The 19,046-nt window shown below is 46.0% G+C and carries 14 protein-coding genes; 9 read left to right on the top strand and 5 right to left on the bottom strand.

Going from position 1 to position 19,046, the window contains the following annotated elements; translation table 11 throughout:
- Positions 1–179: 179 nt before the first annotated feature.
- From NQ117_RS06910 to NQ117_RS06870, 9 genes are all read left to right on the top strand, one after another.
- Positions 180–2,576, top strand: coding sequence for a 3-hydroxyacyl-CoA dehydrogenase/enoyl-CoA hydratase family protein (locus NQ117_RS06910; RefSeq protein ID WP_258277235.1), 2,397 nt, complete (start codon positions 180–182; stop codon positions 2,574–2,576).
- Positions 2,577–2,689: 113 nt separating this feature from the next.
- The gene (locus NQ117_RS06905) at positions 2,690–3,874 is read left to right on the top strand and encodes an acetyl-CoA C-acyltransferase (RefSeq protein WP_258277234.1); all 1,185 of its coding nucleotides are present in this window, start codon (positions 2,690–2,692) and stop codon (positions 3,872–3,874) included.
- Positions 3,875–4,258: 384 nt separating this feature from the next.
- On the top strand, positions 4,259–6,043 hold the full coding sequence (locus NQ117_RS06900) for an acyl-CoA dehydrogenase family protein (RefSeq protein WP_258277233.1): 1,785 nt from the start codon (positions 4,259–4,261) through the stop codon (positions 6,041–6,043).
- Between the two features lie 90 nt (positions 6,044–6,133).
- On the top strand, positions 6,134–7,813 hold the full coding sequence (locus tag NQ117_RS06895; protein WP_258277232.1) for an AMP-binding protein: 1,680 nt from the start codon (positions 6,134–6,136) through the stop codon (positions 7,811–7,813).
- 78 nt (positions 7,814–7,891) lie between these two features.
- On the top strand, positions 7,892–8,335 hold the full coding sequence (locus tag NQ117_RS06890) for a PaaI family thioesterase (protein ID WP_258277231.1): 444 nt from the start codon (positions 7,892–7,894) through the stop codon (positions 8,333–8,335).
- 273 nt (positions 8,336–8,608) lie between these two features.
- Entirely contained in the window at positions 8,609–9,280 is a 672-nt protein-coding gene (locus tag NQ117_RS06885; protein WP_258277230.1) for a fumarylacetoacetate hydrolase family protein, read from the top strand.
- Positions 9,281–9,388: 108 nt separating this feature from the next.
- Complete coding sequence (locus NQ117_RS06880) at positions 9,389–10,219, top strand: DUF92 domain-containing protein (protein WP_258277229.1); 831 nt, start codon at positions 9,389–9,391, stop codon at positions 10,217–10,219.
- A gap of 95 nt (positions 10,220–10,314) precedes the next feature.
- Positions 10,315–10,887: a TetR/AcrR family transcriptional regulator gene (locus tag NQ117_RS06875; RefSeq protein ID WP_258277228.1), complete on the top strand. Its 573-nt coding sequence runs from the start codon at positions 10,315–10,317 to the stop codon at positions 10,885–10,887.
- Between the two features lie 145 nt (positions 10,888–11,032).
- Complete coding sequence (locus NQ117_RS06870; protein WP_258277227.1) at positions 11,033–12,976, top strand: ABC-F family ATP-binding cassette domain-containing protein; 1,944 nt, start codon at positions 11,033–11,035, stop codon at positions 12,974–12,976.
- A 172-nt stretch (positions 12,977–13,148) separates the two neighbouring features.
- Here NQ117_RS06870 and NQ117_RS06865 read toward each other — a convergent pair whose 3' ends face one another.
- The 5 genes from NQ117_RS06865 to pepF all read right to left on the bottom strand — a co-directional run bounded on the left by NQ117_RS06865 (position 13,149) and on the right by pepF (position 18,838).
- Positions 13,149–13,670 carry a tetratricopeptide repeat protein gene (locus NQ117_RS06865; RefSeq protein ID WP_258277226.1) on the bottom strand — a complete coding sequence of 174 codons (522 nt, stop codon included), beginning with the start codon at positions 13,668–13,670 and terminating at the stop codon, positions 13,149–13,151.
- Between the two features lie 72 nt (positions 13,671–13,742).
- Positions 13,743–14,771: an acrylyl-CoA reductase family protein gene (locus NQ117_RS06860; RefSeq protein ID WP_258277225.1), complete on the bottom strand. Its 1,029-nt coding sequence runs from the start codon at positions 14,769–14,771 to the stop codon at positions 13,743–13,745.
- A 488-nt stretch (positions 14,772–15,259) separates the two neighbouring features.
- Complete coding sequence (locus tag NQ117_RS06855; RefSeq protein WP_258277224.1) at positions 15,260–16,351, bottom strand: M42 family metallopeptidase; 1,092 nt, start codon at positions 16,349–16,351, stop codon at positions 15,260–15,262.
- Positions 16,352–16,437: 86 nt separating this feature from the next.
- Complete coding sequence (locus tag NQ117_RS06850) at positions 16,438–16,794, bottom strand: LapA family protein (protein WP_258278191.1); 357 nt, start codon at positions 16,792–16,794, stop codon at positions 16,438–16,440.
- A gap of 247 nt (positions 16,795–17,041) precedes the next feature.
- Positions 17,042–18,838, bottom strand: coding sequence for an oligoendopeptidase F (gene pepF / locus NQ117_RS06845; RefSeq protein WP_258278190.1), 1,797 nt, complete (start codon positions 18,836–18,838; stop codon positions 17,042–17,044).
- Between the last annotated feature and the right edge of the window lie 208 nt (positions 18,839–19,046).

Raw genomic sequence — 19,046 nt, 5'->3', positions numbered from 1 at the left:
TAAGTAAAACCACTTTAACGATATGACTACTATTCGCTACTTATACGACTCCAATTATTCTACTTGAATTGAGATTCCACATTTAACATTTACAGCGCAAACGACACATCAACTCTTAATTAGCAACAATTTCATTACCAATATAAGCTCACCATTTTCAAACAGGAGGGTTTCCGAACATGGTCAAACCGATTCAGCAAGCCGCCGTGATTGGCTCAGGTGTGATGGGAGCAGCGATAGCCGCACATTTAGCAGGTGCAGGTATCTCTTGTTTGCTGCTTGATATCGTTCCAACACAGCTTACCGAAGATGAGAAAAAAGCAGGTCTTACTTTAGAGAACCCTAAAGTACGCAGTAAGCTTGCCGTAACAGCAATTGAAAAGCTTAAAAAAACAAAGCCAGCTCCGCTGTATAGCGAAGCATTTGCTACTCGCATCACACCAGGCAACCTGGAAGACGACCTGCACAAATTGTCCAAAGTGGACTGGATTATCGAAGTTGTCGTGGAGCGTCTTGACGTGAAGCGTCAATTACTGCAGCGCATTGAGCAGGTGTGGACACCAGGTACCATCGTTTCTTCTAACACTTCAGGCATTTCGATTAACGAAATGGTAGAGCCTTGTGGAGATGCATTCAAACGTCATTTTTTAGGCACTCATTTCTTTAATCCACCGCGTTATATGAAGCTGCTTGAAGTTATTCCAGGCCAGACAACGGACCCTGAAATTGTGAAATATATGACTCTGTTTGGTGAAAAGAGCCTCGGCAAAGGCGTGGTATCGGCCAAAGATACGCCGAATTTTATTGCCAATCGGATCGGTACGTATGGGCTGCTCGTGACGCTGCGTGAAATGTTGGAAAAAGGTTATACCGTCGAAGAAATCGACGCAGTTACAGGGCCAGCTATGGGCCGACCGAAAAGCGCGACTTTCCGTACGCTTGATCTCGTAGGTCTGGATACTTTTGTTCATGTGGCTGGGAACGTGTATGACAATACGACGGATGAGTCGGAGAAAGCTATTTTCGATGCGCCGACCGTGCTGCGCCGGATGGTGGAACTAGGCTGGATCGGTGAGAAGCAGGGGCAGGGCTTCTATAAAAAAGTAAAGACGGCGACTGGAAAAGAGATTCAGGCGCTGAAACTGGAAACGATGGAGTATGCGGTTTCGCAAAAGGTGAAGGGAGCTTCGTTAGAAGCCGCTAAATCTGCCAAAGGTGCAGCAGCCAAAATAAAGGCGCTTCTCGGAACGGGTGACCGTTATTCGGAGCTTGCGTGGAACGTGCTCAAGCCTGTACTGCTGTACGCTGCAAATAAATTGGGTGAGATCGCAGACTCCATTGTTGAGATTGACAATGCAATGAAGTGGGGCTTCAACTGGGATCTCGGGCCGTTTGAGCTATGGGATGCCATCGGTCTTGTAAAAAGCGCACAGCTTATGGAGGCGGAAGGGGACGTCCTGCCAGATTGGGTTACATCATGGATAGCTGCTGGTCATACGAGCTTTTACGTGAGAGAAGCTGGAAGCAGCGCCTTCTATTATGAATGCGCCCTAACTGCTGTTGAAACTCGACCTGAGCACATTTCCTTGCGTGCGCTGAAAGAACAAAATCGCATTATTTTGTCTAACTCAGGCGCGAATTTGATTGATATTGGTGACGATGTTGCCTGTCTGGAGTTCAGTTCGCCTAATAACGCCATTGGCGGGGACATTTTAACGATGATTCAGAAGAGTGCAGAAGAAGTGCGTAACAACTATCGAGGTCTCGTCATTGCGAATGAAGGTAAACATTTTTGCGTCGGTGCCAACTTGATGCTGCTATTAATGGAAGCGCAAGATGGCGAGTGGGATGAAGTGGATAGCATAATTCGATTGTTCCAAAACAGCATGATGGCATTGAAACGGTTGCCGAAGCCGGTCGTGGCTGCTCCACATCAGATGACGCTTGGTGGTGGAGTGGAGGCTTGTATGCCAGCTGATAAGGTGATTTTCTCGGCTGAAACTTACTATGGACTTGTTGAGGTCGGTGTTGGTCTTATTCCAGCAGGCGGCGGTTGTAAAGAAGTTGCACTGCGCACAAGCCGCTTAGTGAGCAATCCTGAGGTTGATTTGCAGCCATTTATGAATGGCTACTTTGAAACGATTGGGATGGCGAAAGTGTCAACGAGCGGTCATGATACGAAGCGACTTGGTTACATGGCACCGCAAGATTCGGTCGTTATTAACTCGGATCACCGTATTTATGAAGCAAAAATGGCGGTGCTGGATATGGATCGTGCTGGCTATAATGCGCCAGTCGAAGAGCGTATCCGCGTTGTCGGCGAACAAGGCAAAGCGGTTATGCAGCTAGGTGCGTATACGATGCGCCAAAGTGGCTTTATCAGCGAACACGACCAACTAATCGCCAACAAGCTTGCGCATGTATTGGCTGGTGGAAATGTGCCGGCGAACAGCTATGTTTCGGAGCAGTATATGCTCGATCTGGAGCGTGAAGCATTTTTAAGCTTAACGGGTGAGCCGAAGACGCAGCAGCGAATGCAGCATATTTTGACGACGGGCAAGCCATTGCGCAACTAGTAGAGTTGGATGTGTTTTCGAATTAATAAAATATCAAACTATCTAACTATCTAACTATCTAACTATTTAGCTATCCAAATTCATGAGATCAGAACCAGTGAGGGGAGATAACGATGAAAGAAGCAGTCATAGTATCCATCGTGCGTACACCGATTGGCAGAGCGAAGCGCGGCAGTTTAGCGCATACACGTTCCGAGGATTTAGGCCGCATCGTGCTGGATGAAGCAATCCGTAGGGCGCCTGGTCTGCGCAAAGAGGACGTTGATGACGTCATTATCGGCTGTGCAATGCCTGAGGGTGAGCAAGGCCTTAACTTTGCTCGTGTAATGTCGCTGTATGCAGACTTTCCGACGACTGTGCCAGCTGTTACAGTCAACCGCTTTTGCGCATCGGGACTACAGTCGATTGCTTATGCGGCTGAACGGATTATGCTTGGGCACGCTGATGTCATCGTGGCGGGGGGCGTCGAAAGTATGAGCCACGTCCCGATGACAGGATTCAAGCTTGCACCGCATCCTCAGCTTGTAGCAGAAATGCCGCAAGTATATATGGGCATGGGCCATACTGCGGAAAATGTGGCGAACCGCTATGACATTAGCCGCGAAGCGCAAGACGAATTCGCGTATAACAGCCATAGGAAAGCGGCAGCGGCAATTTCAGAAGGCAAATTCAAAGATGAGATCGTCTCAATCTCGACGAAGGTAAAGGGCATCGGTGAGAATGGGCGTCCGTGGGAGAAGGATATCGTATTCGATATGGACGAAGGTGTTCGCACTGACACGTCGATAGAAGGTTTGGCTAAGCTGAAGCCATCTTTTGCAGCGAAAGGCTCGGTCACAGCTGGCAATGCCTCGCAGATGAGTGATGGCGCTGCTGCTGCTGTACTGATGTCCAGAGAGCGTGCAGAAGCACTAGGTCTGAAGCCGCTGGCAGCATTTCGCTCCTTTGCATTGGCGGGTGTTGACCCTGAAGTGATGGGAATTGGCCCAATCGAAGCGATTCCAAAAGCGCTTAAGCTGGCTGGTATTACGAAAGAGCAAGTGAATCTGTATGAGCTGAACGAAGCATTTGCTTCCCAATGCGTAGCGATTATTCGTCAGCTGGAATTGGATGAAAGCAAAGTCAACGTGAACGGTGGAGCTATTGCGCTTGGCCATCCACTTGGCTGCACAGGAACGAAGCTAACCGCATCGCTCGTCCATGAGCTGCGTCGCCGCGGCGGAGGATATGGGGTCGTATCGATGTGTATCGGCGGCGGTATGGGAGCAGCCGGAGTTATTGAGGTGTATGGAGCTTAAGCACTGAGTAAGTGGAAAGTTCATAACGTTCCTAATCGATATAAGTGACAATTGTGCAGTTATTTCATTTGTAAGTCTGGCTATTTCGCAGATTAACGCCAAAAATACATTTATTTTGGTCTCCTTACCCATTTTAAGTGCCTAATCGAGAAAATGAACTGCACATTTGTCCGTATTTATTCCAAAATGGCGTTTTCTACTAAAAATAGCTGCACATTTGTCCATATCATCATTATTTATGCACTGTAGTGGTAGATTACGTGAATACGATGCTGCTCCCTGGTTCATCGCACCTAAGAAATCAACTAATGATATCCATTAATTTTTAATAGAAATTTATCTTGATGTAAACGTATTCATTATATGATAAAGGAGAGATTGGATATGTTGGACACGAAAGGTACGAAAGTGAAAGGCGGAAGCTTCATTATTGATGATGTTGAGGCGAGCTCAGTCGTTATACCCGAGGACTTTGTAGAAGAACAGCGCATGATGATGGAGACAACGCGTGACTTCGTAGAGGGAGAAGTTGTACCTCATGACGAGGAAATCGAGAAGCTCAATTATGAGCTTACGGTTAAGTTGATTCGTAAAGCGGGAGAGCTTGGCTTGCTTGGCTCCGACGTTCCAGAGGAATATGGCGGGCTTGGTCTGGACAAGGTTAGCTCCACACTTATTAACGAAACGCTCGCCCAAGCTTCTTCGTTCGCACTATCTGTCGGTGCACATGTTGGAATTGGTACGCTGCCGATTGTTTTTTTCGGAACACCTGAGCAGAAGCGCAAGTATTTGCCAGCATTGGCTGCAGGTGAACTGATTGCAGCTTATTGCTTAACAGAGCCGACATCTGGTTCGGATGCATTGGGCGCGAAGACGACAGCGAAACTTTCTGAAGACGGTCAGCACTACATTTTGAACGGTTCCAAAATATTTATTACGAATGCTGGATTTGCAGATATTTTCATTGTGTATGCGAAGGTAGATGGCAAAGATTTTACGACCTTCATTGTCGAGCGCGAGATGGAAGGCTTTACGGTAGGGCCTGAAGAGAAAAAGATGGGGATTAAAGGATCATCTACATGCCCAATCTTCTTTGAAGATGTAAAGGTCCCTGTTGAAAATGTGCTCGGTGAAATTGGCCGTGGCCACGTTATTGCGTTCAATATTTTGAACATTGGTCGATTTAAATTAGGTGCTGGCTGCCTTGGCGCAGCGAAAGAAGCGATTGAGCTCAGCTCTAAATATGCGAATATACGTACACAGTTTGGCAAGCCAATATCCGCATTCCCGCTAATCGGCAAGAAGCTTGCAGAGATGAACATCCGTACGTACGTGACGGAAAGTATGGTATATCGCACTTCCGGCTTAATCGATGCAAGTATGAAAGATATTGACCAAAATCGACCTGATTCCGGTCAGTTACTAGCGAAGAGCATTGCAGAGTATGCCTTAGAATGCTCGATTAACAAAGTATTTGCATCCGAAGTGCTGGACTTCGTGGCAGACGAAGGCGTACAAATTCATGGCGGCTATGGCTTTACGCAGGAATATAAAATCGAGCGTATTTATCGTGATTCGCGGATTAACCGTATTTTTGAAGGCACAAACGAAATTAACCGCCTGCTTATCCCAGGCACACTGGTCAAAAAAGCGATGAAAGGCGAACTGCCTCTCATGCAAAAAGCACAAGGCTTGCAAGCTGAACTTATGCAGCTTGTACCTGGGCAAACGTTCGAGGGCACGTTGGAGCATGAAACTCATTTATTATCCATGGCGAAAAAAGTATTCCTCATGATCGGCGGATTGGCAGTACAAAAGTACGCTATGGAACTTGAAAAGCAGCAGGAGGTGCTGAGCAACTTGGCGGATGTCATGATTCTCATTTATGCAATGGAAAGTGCCCTACTGCGTACACGTAAAATAATTTCCAAAGCAGGAGAAGGCAAGGCTGCAAATGCAATCGAAATGACGAAAGTTTATGTGCATGAAGCATTTGATGACGTTGGTCGTTTTGCTAAAGAGGCCCTAGCGACGATGGAAAGTGGTGATGTACTGCGGACTCAGTTGTCGATCTTGAAAAAGCTGACACGCAACACGCCTATTGATGCTGTAGCTGTGAAACGCGGCATTGCGGCTCGTGTTATTGGTGCAGAAAAGTACATCGTCTAACGGTTGTTATTGTCGAAAGTATGGCTGACACACGCTAACCAACAACGCCGTAAATAGACGGCGTGGACCTGGGGAAAGGGATGAGCTTGTATGCCAGTGGATAAGCCATGGCTCTGTCATTATCCTAGTGAGATCGCCTCGACCTACGAATATCCTAAACACAATTTGGCACGGTTTCTCATTCATGCGGCACGAGATTTTCCGGATCGCACGGCCCTGTATTTTATGGGGAAAAAGATAAACTATGAACAACTGCTAGACGCTGCGTACCGCTTTGCAAATGTGTTGACCGGCCTTGGCGTGAAGCGCGGCGACCGCGTAGCCATTATGCTGCCGAACTGTCCACAGACGGTCATTGCCTACTACGGAACATTGATGATTGGCGCCGTTGCTGTGCTTACCAATCCGCTTTACAAGGAGCGGGAAATTGAACATCAGCTCAATGATGCTGAAGCCAATATTATGGTTACGTTAGACCTGCTGTTCCCTCGTGTACATGCTGTAAAGCAGCAAACGGGGCTGGAGCATATAATTGTAACTTCCATTAAAGAATTTTTGCCGTTTCCTAAAAATTTTCTGTATCCATTTAAGGCAAGGCGCAGTGGAGCGAATCTGGACGTCCCTTACGGCAAGGGCGTCCACTCCTTCCATTCTTTGATGCAGCTTGCTTCGCAGGAGGCAGTGTGTGTTGATGTTGATGCAGAGAATGAGCTTGCATTACTGCAATATACAGGCGGCACGACGGGTGTCGCCAAGGGTGTCATGCTGACGCATAACAATCTTATTGCCAACACGTTACAAGTTTCCCGCTGGTTCTATAAGGCAAAGCGGGGCGAGCCTATCTATTTGGGAGCGCTTCCATTCTTCCATGTGTTTGGTATGACCGTTCTTATGAACTTGTCGATCGTAACAGCAGGGATGAACATTCTTATCCCCAAATTCGATGCCAAAGACATATTGGAATCGATCCAGCGTCTCAAACCTACGATGTTTCCAGGGGCACCGACGATGTATATCGCACTCATCAATCACCCTAATATTGCTGATTATGATCTCTCCTCTATTGAAATGTGCATTAGTGGAGCCTCATCGCTGCCGCTTGAAGTACAGACGAAGTTTGAGCAAATAAGTGGCTGCAAGCTTATTGAAGGGTACGGGTTATCGGAAAGCTCCCCAGTAACGCACGCTAATCTGCTGTGGGGGAAGCGGAAAAATGGAACGATAGGTATTCCATTTCCGGATACGTATGCCAAGGTTGTAGACCCTGATACAGGAGAGGCTATGCCCGTTGGCGAAATTGGTGAGTTAATCGTCAAGGGACCTCAGGTGATGAAAGGATATTGGAAGCGTCCTGAAGAAACGAGCAGAGTATTGCGCGATGGCTGGTTGTATACAGGCGATATGGCACGTATGGATGAGGAAGGATTTTTTTCGATTGTAGATCGAAAAAAAGACCTTGTAATTGCAGGCGGATTCAACATTTATCCGCGTGAAATTGAAGAGGTGCTGTTCGAGCACCCTCACATCCAAGACGCCAGTGTTGTCGGTATTCCAGATGAGTATCGAGGTGAGACCGTCAAGGCATTCATTGTCCTTCGTGCTGGCAAGCATGTAACGGAAGAAGAGTTGAATGTATGGTGCCGAGCTCGTCTGGCCAGCTATAAGGTGCCGCGCTACTATGAATTTAGGGCTGAACTGCCGAAGACGATTGCTGGTAAAGTACTGAAACGTGCTCTCTTGGAAGAAGAGACGAGTGCGTTGATGAAATAGGCAAGAGTAATAAAAGTAAAAAAAGCATGACAACCGCAATACAGTCTGTGTGTAGTAAAAATCAGGAGGAATTGTCCGATGAGCTTAAAGCCGGTTACGGAAGGACAAGAGAAATGGCTGAATACGTTAACGGAGCGTGCGCGCGGTACATTCTGGGATTTTATTGGCTGTGAAGTGATCGAAGCTTCTACGGCTAAGGTTGTGCTCAAACTTAAAGTGCAGCCACACCATTTGAATGTGATCGGCATCGTCCATGGGGGTGTACTTGCTTCGCTACTCGATAACGCGATGGGGCTGGCTACTATGCTGCTTCGTCCGCATGAAAATACAGTTACATCCAATTTAAATGTTAATTTTGTTGCTCCCATGAAGGCAGAAGAGCTCGTTGTGACGGCAGAAGTCATTCATCAGTCAGGTCGTTCACTGACTTGTACAGGCAAGGTGGAAAGCAGTAGTGGTGTCTTAGGTACGATTGGTACAGGAACATTCCGTGTTGTAAGTCCCGTTGCAGTTATGCCTTAACAGAATTGATACTATATATGCCATGTTCTAAACGGCCAGTCGTCGATACTACAATCGGCGACTGGTTCTTTCGTTTCATTTGAATTCATGTGAGTTACCATATTACAGCACGCACTAGCATTTGTTCATATGATATAGATGAAAGAATGGCCGAATTCGAATACAATAAATATAGTTCATGTTCTTGTACATATCTCTTTGAATCTTGATAGCCCCTATAATTTTAGTACTCAGCGTACTCAGCATTCATCAACAAATAAGGAGAGGTTTCTAATGACACATCAACTAACTAGCAATCATGAGCATCCTTTTGCCGCAAATATTCGCAACGTTTACTGCATCGGCCGCAATTACAAGCTGCACGCGCTTGAACTCGGCAATGATGTTCCTACGAAGCCAATGGTGTTTATGAAGCCGTCCCATTCGGTCGTTCCAATTGCTGATCGTACGCCGCTCGAATTACCGCTGCATCAAGGGGCGGTTCATCATGAGATTGAGATTGTGCTCTACATTGGCAGAGAGGTTACACCAGATACGACGGTTGACGAGGCGATTGAAGCCGTTGCATTAGGGCTGGACTTCACACTGCGTGATGTACAGGAGACGCTGAAGGCGAAAGGCCATCCATGGCTGCCTGCTAAAGGTGTTCATAATTCTGGACCGATTACGAATACGATTCCTTTCGAAGGAGTTCAGCAAGTTATCTGTACGCCATTCGCACTGCTTTGTAATGGTGAGGTCGTGCAGCAGGGAACAGCAGCTGATATGATTTTCGATTTGCAACAGCTCATTCAATATGTGGCGTCTAACTATGGCTTAAGTAAAGGTGATGTTATTTTCACGGGAACGCCGGCAGGCGTTGGAGCGGTGCAAGCTGGAGATGTGCTTGAACTGCAATGGAATGGCGAGGCGATTGGTTCCTGCGTTATAGAGGCTAAGCAATAGTAATAATAGTAATAGTATCGGTAGTAACTAAAATAGCAATTAAGCTAGCAATTAAGCTAGCAAGTAAGATAGTAAGTAAGATAGTAAGGATACCAGAAAGGAAACAAAATGGACTGGATAATCGGATTTGTTGGAAGTCTTTTTATGGCGGGCGCAGCTTATAAAAAGCGATCACTTACTCGTTCAGGCGCATTAGCAGCCTTCGTGATGGGAACGGTGTACTTTGGAAGTGGTAGTTTGCTATGGTTCGGGCTGCTGCTTACCTTTTTTATAACGTCAACGGGTTGGTCAAAATGGAAAAAGCGTGCGAAAAGCCGCTTTGATACGATTTATGAAAAAACGGGTCAGCGAGATGCGCACCAAGTGTGGGCTAACGGCGGAATCGGCATGCTGTTATGCGTGGCGAACGCATTGTTCCCTCACCCCGCTTGGGTATTTTTATTTGTTGGGGTTATGGCTACTGTTAATGCGGATACATGGGCAACGGAAATTGGCAGCTTAAGTCGCTCGCAGCCGCGCTCGGTCATCACGTGGCGTCCTGTGCCAGCAGGTACATCAGGAGCTGTATCGGTGCTCGGTACTTGGGCCGCAGTAGGTGGAGCGATCATCATTGGTGGTGCGGCTGTTGTCTGCTTGTACATCGCCCAAGATCTCGCGTTTCCATACCCATATAGTTGGTATCTGCTGCTTGCAGTCGGTATCAGTGGAGCCATTGGCGGTGTAGCAGGGGCGTTTACGGACTCTTTGCTCGGTGCCACCTGGCAGGCTTCCTACCGATGCGAGAAGTGTGGTGCTGCTACAGAAAGATTGCAGCATTGCGATCAAGCAACTACACTCGTGAGGGGTTTCCGTTGGATGACAAATGATTTGGTCAATAGCCTGAGTTCCATCGTTGGTGGTCTTTTGGCATGGTTAATCGGTAGTTTACTCTTGCTCTGAATCGACATCTTTCATGTCCCATGTTATATTCGATATATGATGATGAGACATATCAACAAGATGCATAGTTACGTTTAGCAGAAGGAGGTGGGCCGATGAGTCAAGTACAGGGAGACAAGTGGAATTTGATTTTGGATGCAGCTTACGAACTCTTCGGTGCCAACGGCTTCTACGAAACGAAAATGTCTGAGATTGCTGAGCGGGCAGGAATTGCGAAAGGAACATTGTACTTGTATTTTAGCAGCAAGGAGCAATTGTTTACGGCTATGACGAAGCGCGACTTTGAGCAATTTCTAGAGCAGCTTACGAACGGTTTGCAGCAGAGTGAGTCTTTGAAAGAGCGATTATCCGAAGTAGCTAGTCATCATTTGCGTTATTTCTATAATCGCCGGGACTATACGAAGCTATTTTTCATGATGCCTAACAATGATCCTGAAATGCTCCAGGAAATTCAGTCTTTTATGGTTCAATATATACGAATTCTGGCGGATATGCTTGAAATAGATGGCTTTAAAGAGCCTAAGCTGCTTGCCAAGTCATTTATAGGCATATTGGATATGATGAAGATGGATATTTTGTTCGATCCGTCCTTTCAAGAGGAAGATGTTTGTCAACGAGTAGTTTTTGCTACCGATTTGTTTATGAATGGTTGTATGCATCAGAAGTAGTTGACCTAGAGGCAGAATGAGCGAGAAACAGCTTGCATAGCTCTATGTGGCCTGCATAAGGATCATAGCAGTATAGATATAGATGCTAGGGAGAACCATAGGTTCTCCTTGTTTATTGATATTCACAAAGTTCGGAGGAAGAAGTATGCATGTAATTACCGTAGAACAGCTTGGTAAAAGCTACGGAGAGAAGACACTATTTAAAGATGTATCTTTCGGTATAGCGACAGGAGATAGATTTGGAATAATCGGTGTGAACGGAACCGGTAAATCAACATTTATGCGTACGTTGGCAGGGATTGACCCGATTGAAACTGGACGTATCATGAAAGGGAATGCGATTCGTGTGCAGTATGTGGCACAGGAACCTGAATTTGAACCGCATGCCACGGTATTAGAAACGATAATGAGTGGGGATGCGCCTGAAATGAAGGCGGTCCGTCGATATACAGATATTTTAGAGCGTCTTCGTGTTCAACCAGAAGATGAGAAGCTCCAAATGCAGCTCGTTCAAGCTAGTGATGATATGGATCGACTACAGGCCTGGCAGATTGAAAGTGAAGCGAAGACCATTTTGTCTAAGCTGGGCATTACTCGTTATGATGCTCGTGTCAGTGAGTTGTCTGGTGGTCAGCGCAAGCGGGTTGCACTCGCTGCAGGATTGATCCATCCATCAGATTTATTGCTGCTCGACGAGCCTACCAACCATATTGATAATGATACGGTGGCGTGGCTTGAGTCCTATTTACAGAAGCGCACGGGTGCGCTAATTATGATTACCCATGATCGCTATTTCCTTGACCGTGTTGCGAATCGAATGATCGAGCTTGATTCTGGGCGTGCTCATTTTTACGAGGCGAACTATACGCATTTCCTTGAATTGAAGGCTGACCGTGAAGCGCGTGAAGCTTCTGCAGAATCAACGCGTCAAAATATTTTACGCCAAGAGTTAGCATGGATCCGCCGTGGGGCAAAGGCGCGTACAACGAAACAGAAGGCTCGGATTGACCGTTTTGAGGATTTGCAATCTCAAGGACCGACACAGAAGCAGGGCTCTGTTGAAGTATCTGCGGCAAGTGCTCGTCTTGGGAAAAAGATTATGGAGCTGGAGTCTATCGGGGCCGATGCTGGAACACGTAAATTGTTCCGTGGCTTGGATTATATCGCGGTTCCGCATGATCGCATTGGTATCGTTGGTGTGAACGGCAGCGGTAAATCGACATTGTTGCAAATTATTGCGGGAACGAGGCAGCCGGAAAAAGGGAACATTGTACTTGGACCAACGGTACGCATCGGATACTTCACGCAAGAGCATGATGAAATGGATGAATCGATGCGCGTTATCGAATATATTCGAGAAGCTGCTGAGACTGTAAAGACGGCCGAAGGCCACACGATTAGTGCTGCACAGATGCTGGAACGGTTCTTATTTAATCCATCGATGCAGTGGACGATCGTTGGCAAGCTTTCTGGTGGTGAGAAACGTCGCTTGCAATTGCTGAAATTGTTAATGACAGCGCCCAATGTGCTCTTGCTAGATGAGCCTACGAATGACTTGGATGTAGAAACGTTAGCGGTGTTGGAGAATTATTTGGATGAATTCCCTGGTGTTGTGATTACCGTATCCCATGATCGCTACTTCCTTGATCGAGTCGTGGATCGGATATGGTCGTTTGAAAATGGGGAAATTCGCAATCATGTTGGTAACTATACGGAATACGTGGAGTGGAGAGCAGCTCAAGGTTTGTCCTCGCTTAACGAGCAGAAGTCTGCATCCAGCGATAAGCAAGGGAATCAAGCTCATACATCGACAGAAGCAGCGGCGGCGAAGTCAGAACGTAAGCCAAAGCTGAAAATGTCGTATAAGGAAGAGCAGGAATTCAATCAAATTGAAGGCTGGATCGCCGATGTAGAGGCACAAATGGAGCGTAATAACGCAGACATGGAAGCAGCATTTAGTGATTCCGTACGTTTGCAAGAACTGACGAAGCAGCAGCAGGAGGCTGAGCAGAAACTAAGTGACCTGCTGGAACGCTGGACAGAGCTTAGTGAGCTGGCTGAGCAGATTGAAGCGGCAAAACGTTCGTAAATGGCGCATAGGTGAAATGCTAACATTGTGTTTACGCTGATACCAACCATATGTATTTGAAAATAGCACAGCACAACAAACAACCCGCATCACTTATAGGAGTGATGCGGGTTGTTTGTGTATGTTCGTTATAGCTTCTATATCGCTCGAATGAAATCAGGTATGACTGCATTTATTCCTCATCTGTCCACACTTCATTTAGATGATCCGCATAGAAGAGCAGGGCACGATTATATTGCGAAATATCAGCATCTTGTGTAGTCTCCACTAGCTGCCGGAGTAGTAAGGAAGTACTCTCTTCATGATGACCAAGATTGTACAAGGTTAAGGCGTAAAATACTTTGAATTCTCGTGCATCTGGGAAGCGGGCGATTGCTTCTTCTAGTAGTGCCTTCGATTTCCCATACTCACCAATAGCTCGATAGGTGCTGCCCAGTCCTAAATAAGCACCGCGGCGATCCTCGTTCGTGAGCTCAGATGATAGTGCTCGTACATAGTATGGGACGGCAGATATTTCTTTGCCAAGTGCATCATGTGCCCATGCGCATTGATACTGTACGATACCCTCATCAGGAAAGTTGCTTGCTAATTTTAACAACAATTGCAGGGAAGCTTCTAACTGGGACTCCTGACGCATTTGAACCGCCCGTTTCAGCTCGGAGTCCCATGCAGGCTGCTTGATTGAGCTATCCATGTGTCGTTCCATCCTCCGCCTCTGGTTAACATCTGAAATGGTAGCACTGGATTTCTTGAACCTTATCAAACCTTATTTTCCTAATCGGATGATGCGTCTTCCTTCACTAGCCCCTTGCAGCATACTAGTCGTCAAGGCTGGAACATCTTGCAGCTTATGTTCATGAACGAAGCCGTTTATATGAACAATGGATGACCAATCCGTAAGCAATCTATTCCACAGCATTTTTCTTTGCGCATTCGGTGCATACACAGAATCGATGCCGTATAAGGTAACGCCACGTAAAATAAACGGCAGCACAGTTGTTGGCAAGTTGGTTCCAGCTGTTAATCCGCTCGCTGAGACGGCGCCGCCGTAGTTTACAGAAGCAATCGCAGATGCCAAAATATCTCCGCCACAGACGTCGATGACTCCTGCCCAGAGCTGCTTATTCAGAGGGCGCTGCTTCTCAGGAAGCAATTGCTCACGCGAAATAATCTGCGCAGCGCCTAGCTGCTTCAAAATCGGTTCGAAGGTCGCCTTGCTTGTAGCAGCTACTACTTCATATCCTAGCTTGGATAGAATGCCGACGGCTAACGAACCAACTCCGCCGCTCGCTCCCGTAACGAGAATGGGTCCATTTTCAGGCTTCAATCCGTGATTTACTAGCCTTTCAACGGAAAGAGCAGCCGTAAGACCAGCAGTGCCGAATGCCATAGCATCACGAAGGCTAGATCCAGCAGGTAAAGGGACAAGCCAATCACCTGACACTCTGACATATTCGCTTAGTCCACCAGAGTGGCTGACGCCGAATTCATATCCGGTCAGCAGCACGGATTGTCCAACCTTATATCGTTCATCATCGGATGCTACGACTGTACCAGCTGCATCGATCCCTGGGATGAAAGGATAGGATTTGACGATACCGCCATTTGTCACACAGGCTAAAGCATCTTTGTAATTCAAGCTGGAATAAGCGACCTTGATCGTAACATTTCCTTCCGGGAGGTCAGACATCGAGATCGAGCGAACGACAGGAAGTATATCGCCTGCTTCATTTTTTTCAACAACAAGGGCGTTAAAGTTACTAGGAAAAACTTGTGGAAGTGGATGTTCTGTCATGTTCGTATTCCTCCAACCCTTTTTATTCAATAAAACAACAGATTGCTGGAATCTGCAAAGGTGCTGTACTGTCTATATCGTTACACCTATGTAAAAAAGCAACCTTAACTAATGAAAATACAAATACGAAAACAAATACAAATGCATTTGTATTTGTATTGCTGTTATCGGATCGGCTTTTTCTAACGAGCGCCATTGACGTTATTCTTATGAAATCGTCTATAATAGAATTTTAACGATTGTAAACGAGCTTATTTCAGCTATTATGGCAACTTTACACGCTTAATCTAGCAAATAAGCTCTCCTACATCCCTTACACCTCAATATAAGTGGAAATCAGCAGAATAGCCTCTATGCTAACCGTTAGAGCAGTAAGGACAAGCAAATGCGGCTATTTTATAGGATTGACTACACACTTTACACGATCCAGAACTCATGATTGACGTAAACGGCTGACCTGAATTCGGAATCCCTCCAAACTCTAACGGCTACTCCGTAATATAAGCGGCAAGCAGCTTCGCCGTATTGATTACGGCTTGCAAATGGGTGCGTTCCATCGCATGAGAAGCGTGCACGCCAGGACCGATCAAGGCAGCGCGGATATCGTTTCCTCCACGCAGTGCAGCTGATGCATCAGAACCGTAGCGCGGATAAATGTCTACGACATGAGCAATGCCTTCTCTTTCCGCAAGTTGAACGAGTCGAGAAGTCATAAAGTAATCATACGGACCGGATGAGTCCTTGGCACAGATCGATACATCTGTTTCTTTACAGTTTAGATCATCTCCCATTGCTCCCATGTCCACGGCAATTAGCTCTGTGATCCCACTAGGCAATGATGACGCACCGTGTCCGATCTCTTCATAATTGGTAATGTAGATGACGATATCGTGCTGTGGCTTCCATTGATGAACCTTCATACTGTGTAGCAAGCCGAATAGAGCAGCTACACTTGCTTTGTCATCCAAATGTCTTGACTTGATGAATCCGCTCGGCATATGCACAGGACGAGCATCAAAGGAAACGTAGTTGCCTGTACGAATGCCCAGCTTCCCTGTGTCTTCTTTGGTATGTACGATTTCATCGATACGGACGATTATATTTTCTTCGTTACGAGCCAATTCGCTTGCTTTATCGAAGACATGAACAGATGGCTGTTTCGTCATTATTGTACCTGTGTACGTTTGTCCTGCATGCGTATGTATCTGACAATATTCATTTTCGATGGAACTCATCATGTAGCCGCCTAGTGGCGTAAGACGCAGGGTTCCGTCTGTATGAATCGAACGAACCATAGCACCAAGCGTATCTACATGAGCAGAAAGGCCGATAACTTGAGTGCTGTCGTCTTGGGCGCCTTTCACTCGAATGTAGCCGCCACCTTTCTGATTGCGTTCCATTGTATATCCGAGTTTATGTGCTTCTTCGTGAATACGGTTCATAATATGGTGCGTGTAGCCTGTTGGACTAGGGGTGTGAAGCAGTTCCATCAATAGGCTAAGCACGTAAGATTCATCGATTGAAATGGCAAGTGCTTCGTCCTTTATTGCAGCATATGGGGAATCGAAAAGTGTGCTCATAAAATGATTGCTCCTCTTGATTTGAAATGTAAGGCAGTTTAGTGAGAACCCAAGTTACTCTTGCAAAGGTATTTTCACTTGAAAGGCTACTCGTTTTTTGAATCTTTTACATCACGTTTGTCCGCAAGAACATCCTCAATTTCTTGCAGTTGCGCATTCGTAGGTTCAGGAAACACATATCCATTCTCAGACTCTGCTTCAAGTTGAGCCACTTTGGCTTCCAGCTCTTTAACTTTGCGTCGAATACGATACTGCGCATATACTCCGTAAGATCCAACGATCAGTGCTCCTAGCAGTGTACATCCTAAAATAAGCAGGATGAGAGGCACATCGAAAGTTCCGAATAACAGATTGACTTGAACGGGCTCTACATTCACAATGGCAAAAATCGCTGTCAGCAGTGCAAATACGAGTGCAGCTAATAAGGTCCATTGGATGCGCAAGTCATTATTTTTGTTGTTGGAATTGGATTCTTTTGTTGTTTTGTTAGCCATGTTCGATCAACTCCTTCTTCTTTGTAGTATAATCCTTACTGATTCGGCATCACAATCTCATTATGAGATGTATCGAGTGATCATTCTGTACGTTTATTGTGCAAATAACAACTCCTTCCGATGCATAGCAAGGGAAGGAGTCAAGTGAACTTATTTATATGATCATGCGATTAGGTAGCAAAATTGAGATAGTAGGTTACAGCTCTTTTGCCATCTGTTCCATCTGCTCGATAAGAGATTCGAGAACACTCATGCCTTCCTCGATAGGAGCAGGAGTGGACATATCAACGCCAGCTTTCTTCAAAATATTGATGGAGAAGTCGCTGCCGCCGCTCTTCAAGAAGCCAAGGTAACGATCAACTGCTGGTTGACCTTCATCAAGAATTTGCTTCGCGAAGCTTTGTGCAGCAGAGAATCCTGTTGCGTATTTGTACACATAGAAACTCGTGTAGAAATGCGGGATTCTAGCCCATTCAATCTCAATATCTTGATCAACGACCATTTCGTCACCGTAATATTTCTTATTCAAGTCATAGTACACTTCGTTCAATAGCTGTGGAGTCAGCGCTTCACCTTTCTCAGCACGCTCATGAATAATCAACTCGAACTCAGCAAACATCGTTTGACGGAACACCGTTGTACGGAATTGATCGATATAGTAGGTAAGCAGGTACATCTTTTCTTTTGGATCAACGCTCTTCTTCAGCATGAAGTCCATTAATAATGCCTCGTTCAAAGTGGAGGCAACTTCAGCTAGGAAGATCGTATATTGCGCGTCCCTATACGGTAAATTGTTGTCCGAATAGTAGGAGTGCAGTGCATGACCCATTTCATGCGTCAACGTGAACATGCTGTTCAAGTTATCTTTATGGTTCAAAAGCACGTATGGGTGTGTGCCATAAGCTCCCCAACTGTAAGCTCCGCTGCGTTTACCTTCATTCTCATATACGTCAATCCAGCCGTTGTCGAATCCTTCTTGAAGGGCATTCAAATAGTCTTCGCCTAGCGGATGCAAGCTTTCCTTCACAATTGAAGTAGCTTCTGTGTAAGGAATGTTCATATCGAACTGCTCCACGATAGGGGCAAACAAGTCATACATATGCAGCTTGTCGACCTTGAGCAGCTTCGCACGAAGCTTCATGTAGCGATGCATAAGCGGAAGATGCTTATGCATGGTACCGATTAGATTCGTGTACACTTCTTTTGGAATGTTGTCACCGTAAAGGTACATTTCCAGTGTTGAAGGGTATTTACGAGCTTTCGCATAGAATAAGTTCTTCGTAACGTTTGCGCTTAATGCAGCAGCAATGGTGTTACTTTGCTTCCTATAGGTGCTGTAGACGGCTTCGAAAGCTGCTCGTCGTACGTCGCGATTGCGACTTTCCAGCATCTGAATGTAGCTGCCATGCGTGAGTTCTACTTCTTCACCTTTATCGTTTTTAATCTTAGGGAATTTCATATCAGCATTGTTTAGCATGCTGTAGATCGTTTCTGGAGCTCTGGACAAGCTGCCTACTTGTGCGAGTAGTGCTTCCTCTTGTTTGGAAAGAACATGAGCCTTCTGACGCTTCATTTCTTGTAATGTGAAGCGGTATAGCTTCAGTTGTTCGTCTGCTATAAATGCATCAAGCTTATCATCAGACAGAGAAAGAATCTCTGGTGTGATGTAGGATAATTTCTCGCTAACCTCAACACTTAGTTTCTTAGCCTTATCGGATAGTGCCTGGTATTGTGCTTCAGCCGTATCTTCATGATGACGCATATTAGCGTATACATATAATCGTTCAGCGTGGAGTGAAATGTCATCTTCCAACTCAAAACATGCTTTGAGTGCAGCTGGTTCGTTTAGTTTACCGTGAAACTGCTCTGCTTTAGCTAGCAGTTGTTGCAATAACGTGTACTCACGATCCCACTCAGCTTGCGAGCCGAATAAATCTTCAAGCTTCCAACGGTGTTCCTGCGGTACTTCCGAACGTTTCGTCAATTGTGACATATGTACCCTCCTAAAATCACTATATGTATTGAAGTTGCTTACGCTGGCTTGCACAGGATGACTGTTGCGAAATGGCCGTGCAGTTGACGGGCAAATGCCAAGAGTCAGCGGTATAATGGCAATAAGGAGACAGCTTACAACGGTAGTGCGATAATTGCCATTCATCCTATTCCTCCTGTCGTCTACAGTCCCGTATCCGACGACTCGG

The organism is Paenibacillus sp. SC116 (assembly GCF_024733555.1).
In the GTDB taxonomy this organism is placed as follows: domain Bacteria; phylum Bacillota; class Bacilli; order Paenibacillales; family Paenibacillaceae; genus Paenibacillus_B.
This window is presented reverse-complemented; position numbering and strand designations above follow the sequence as displayed.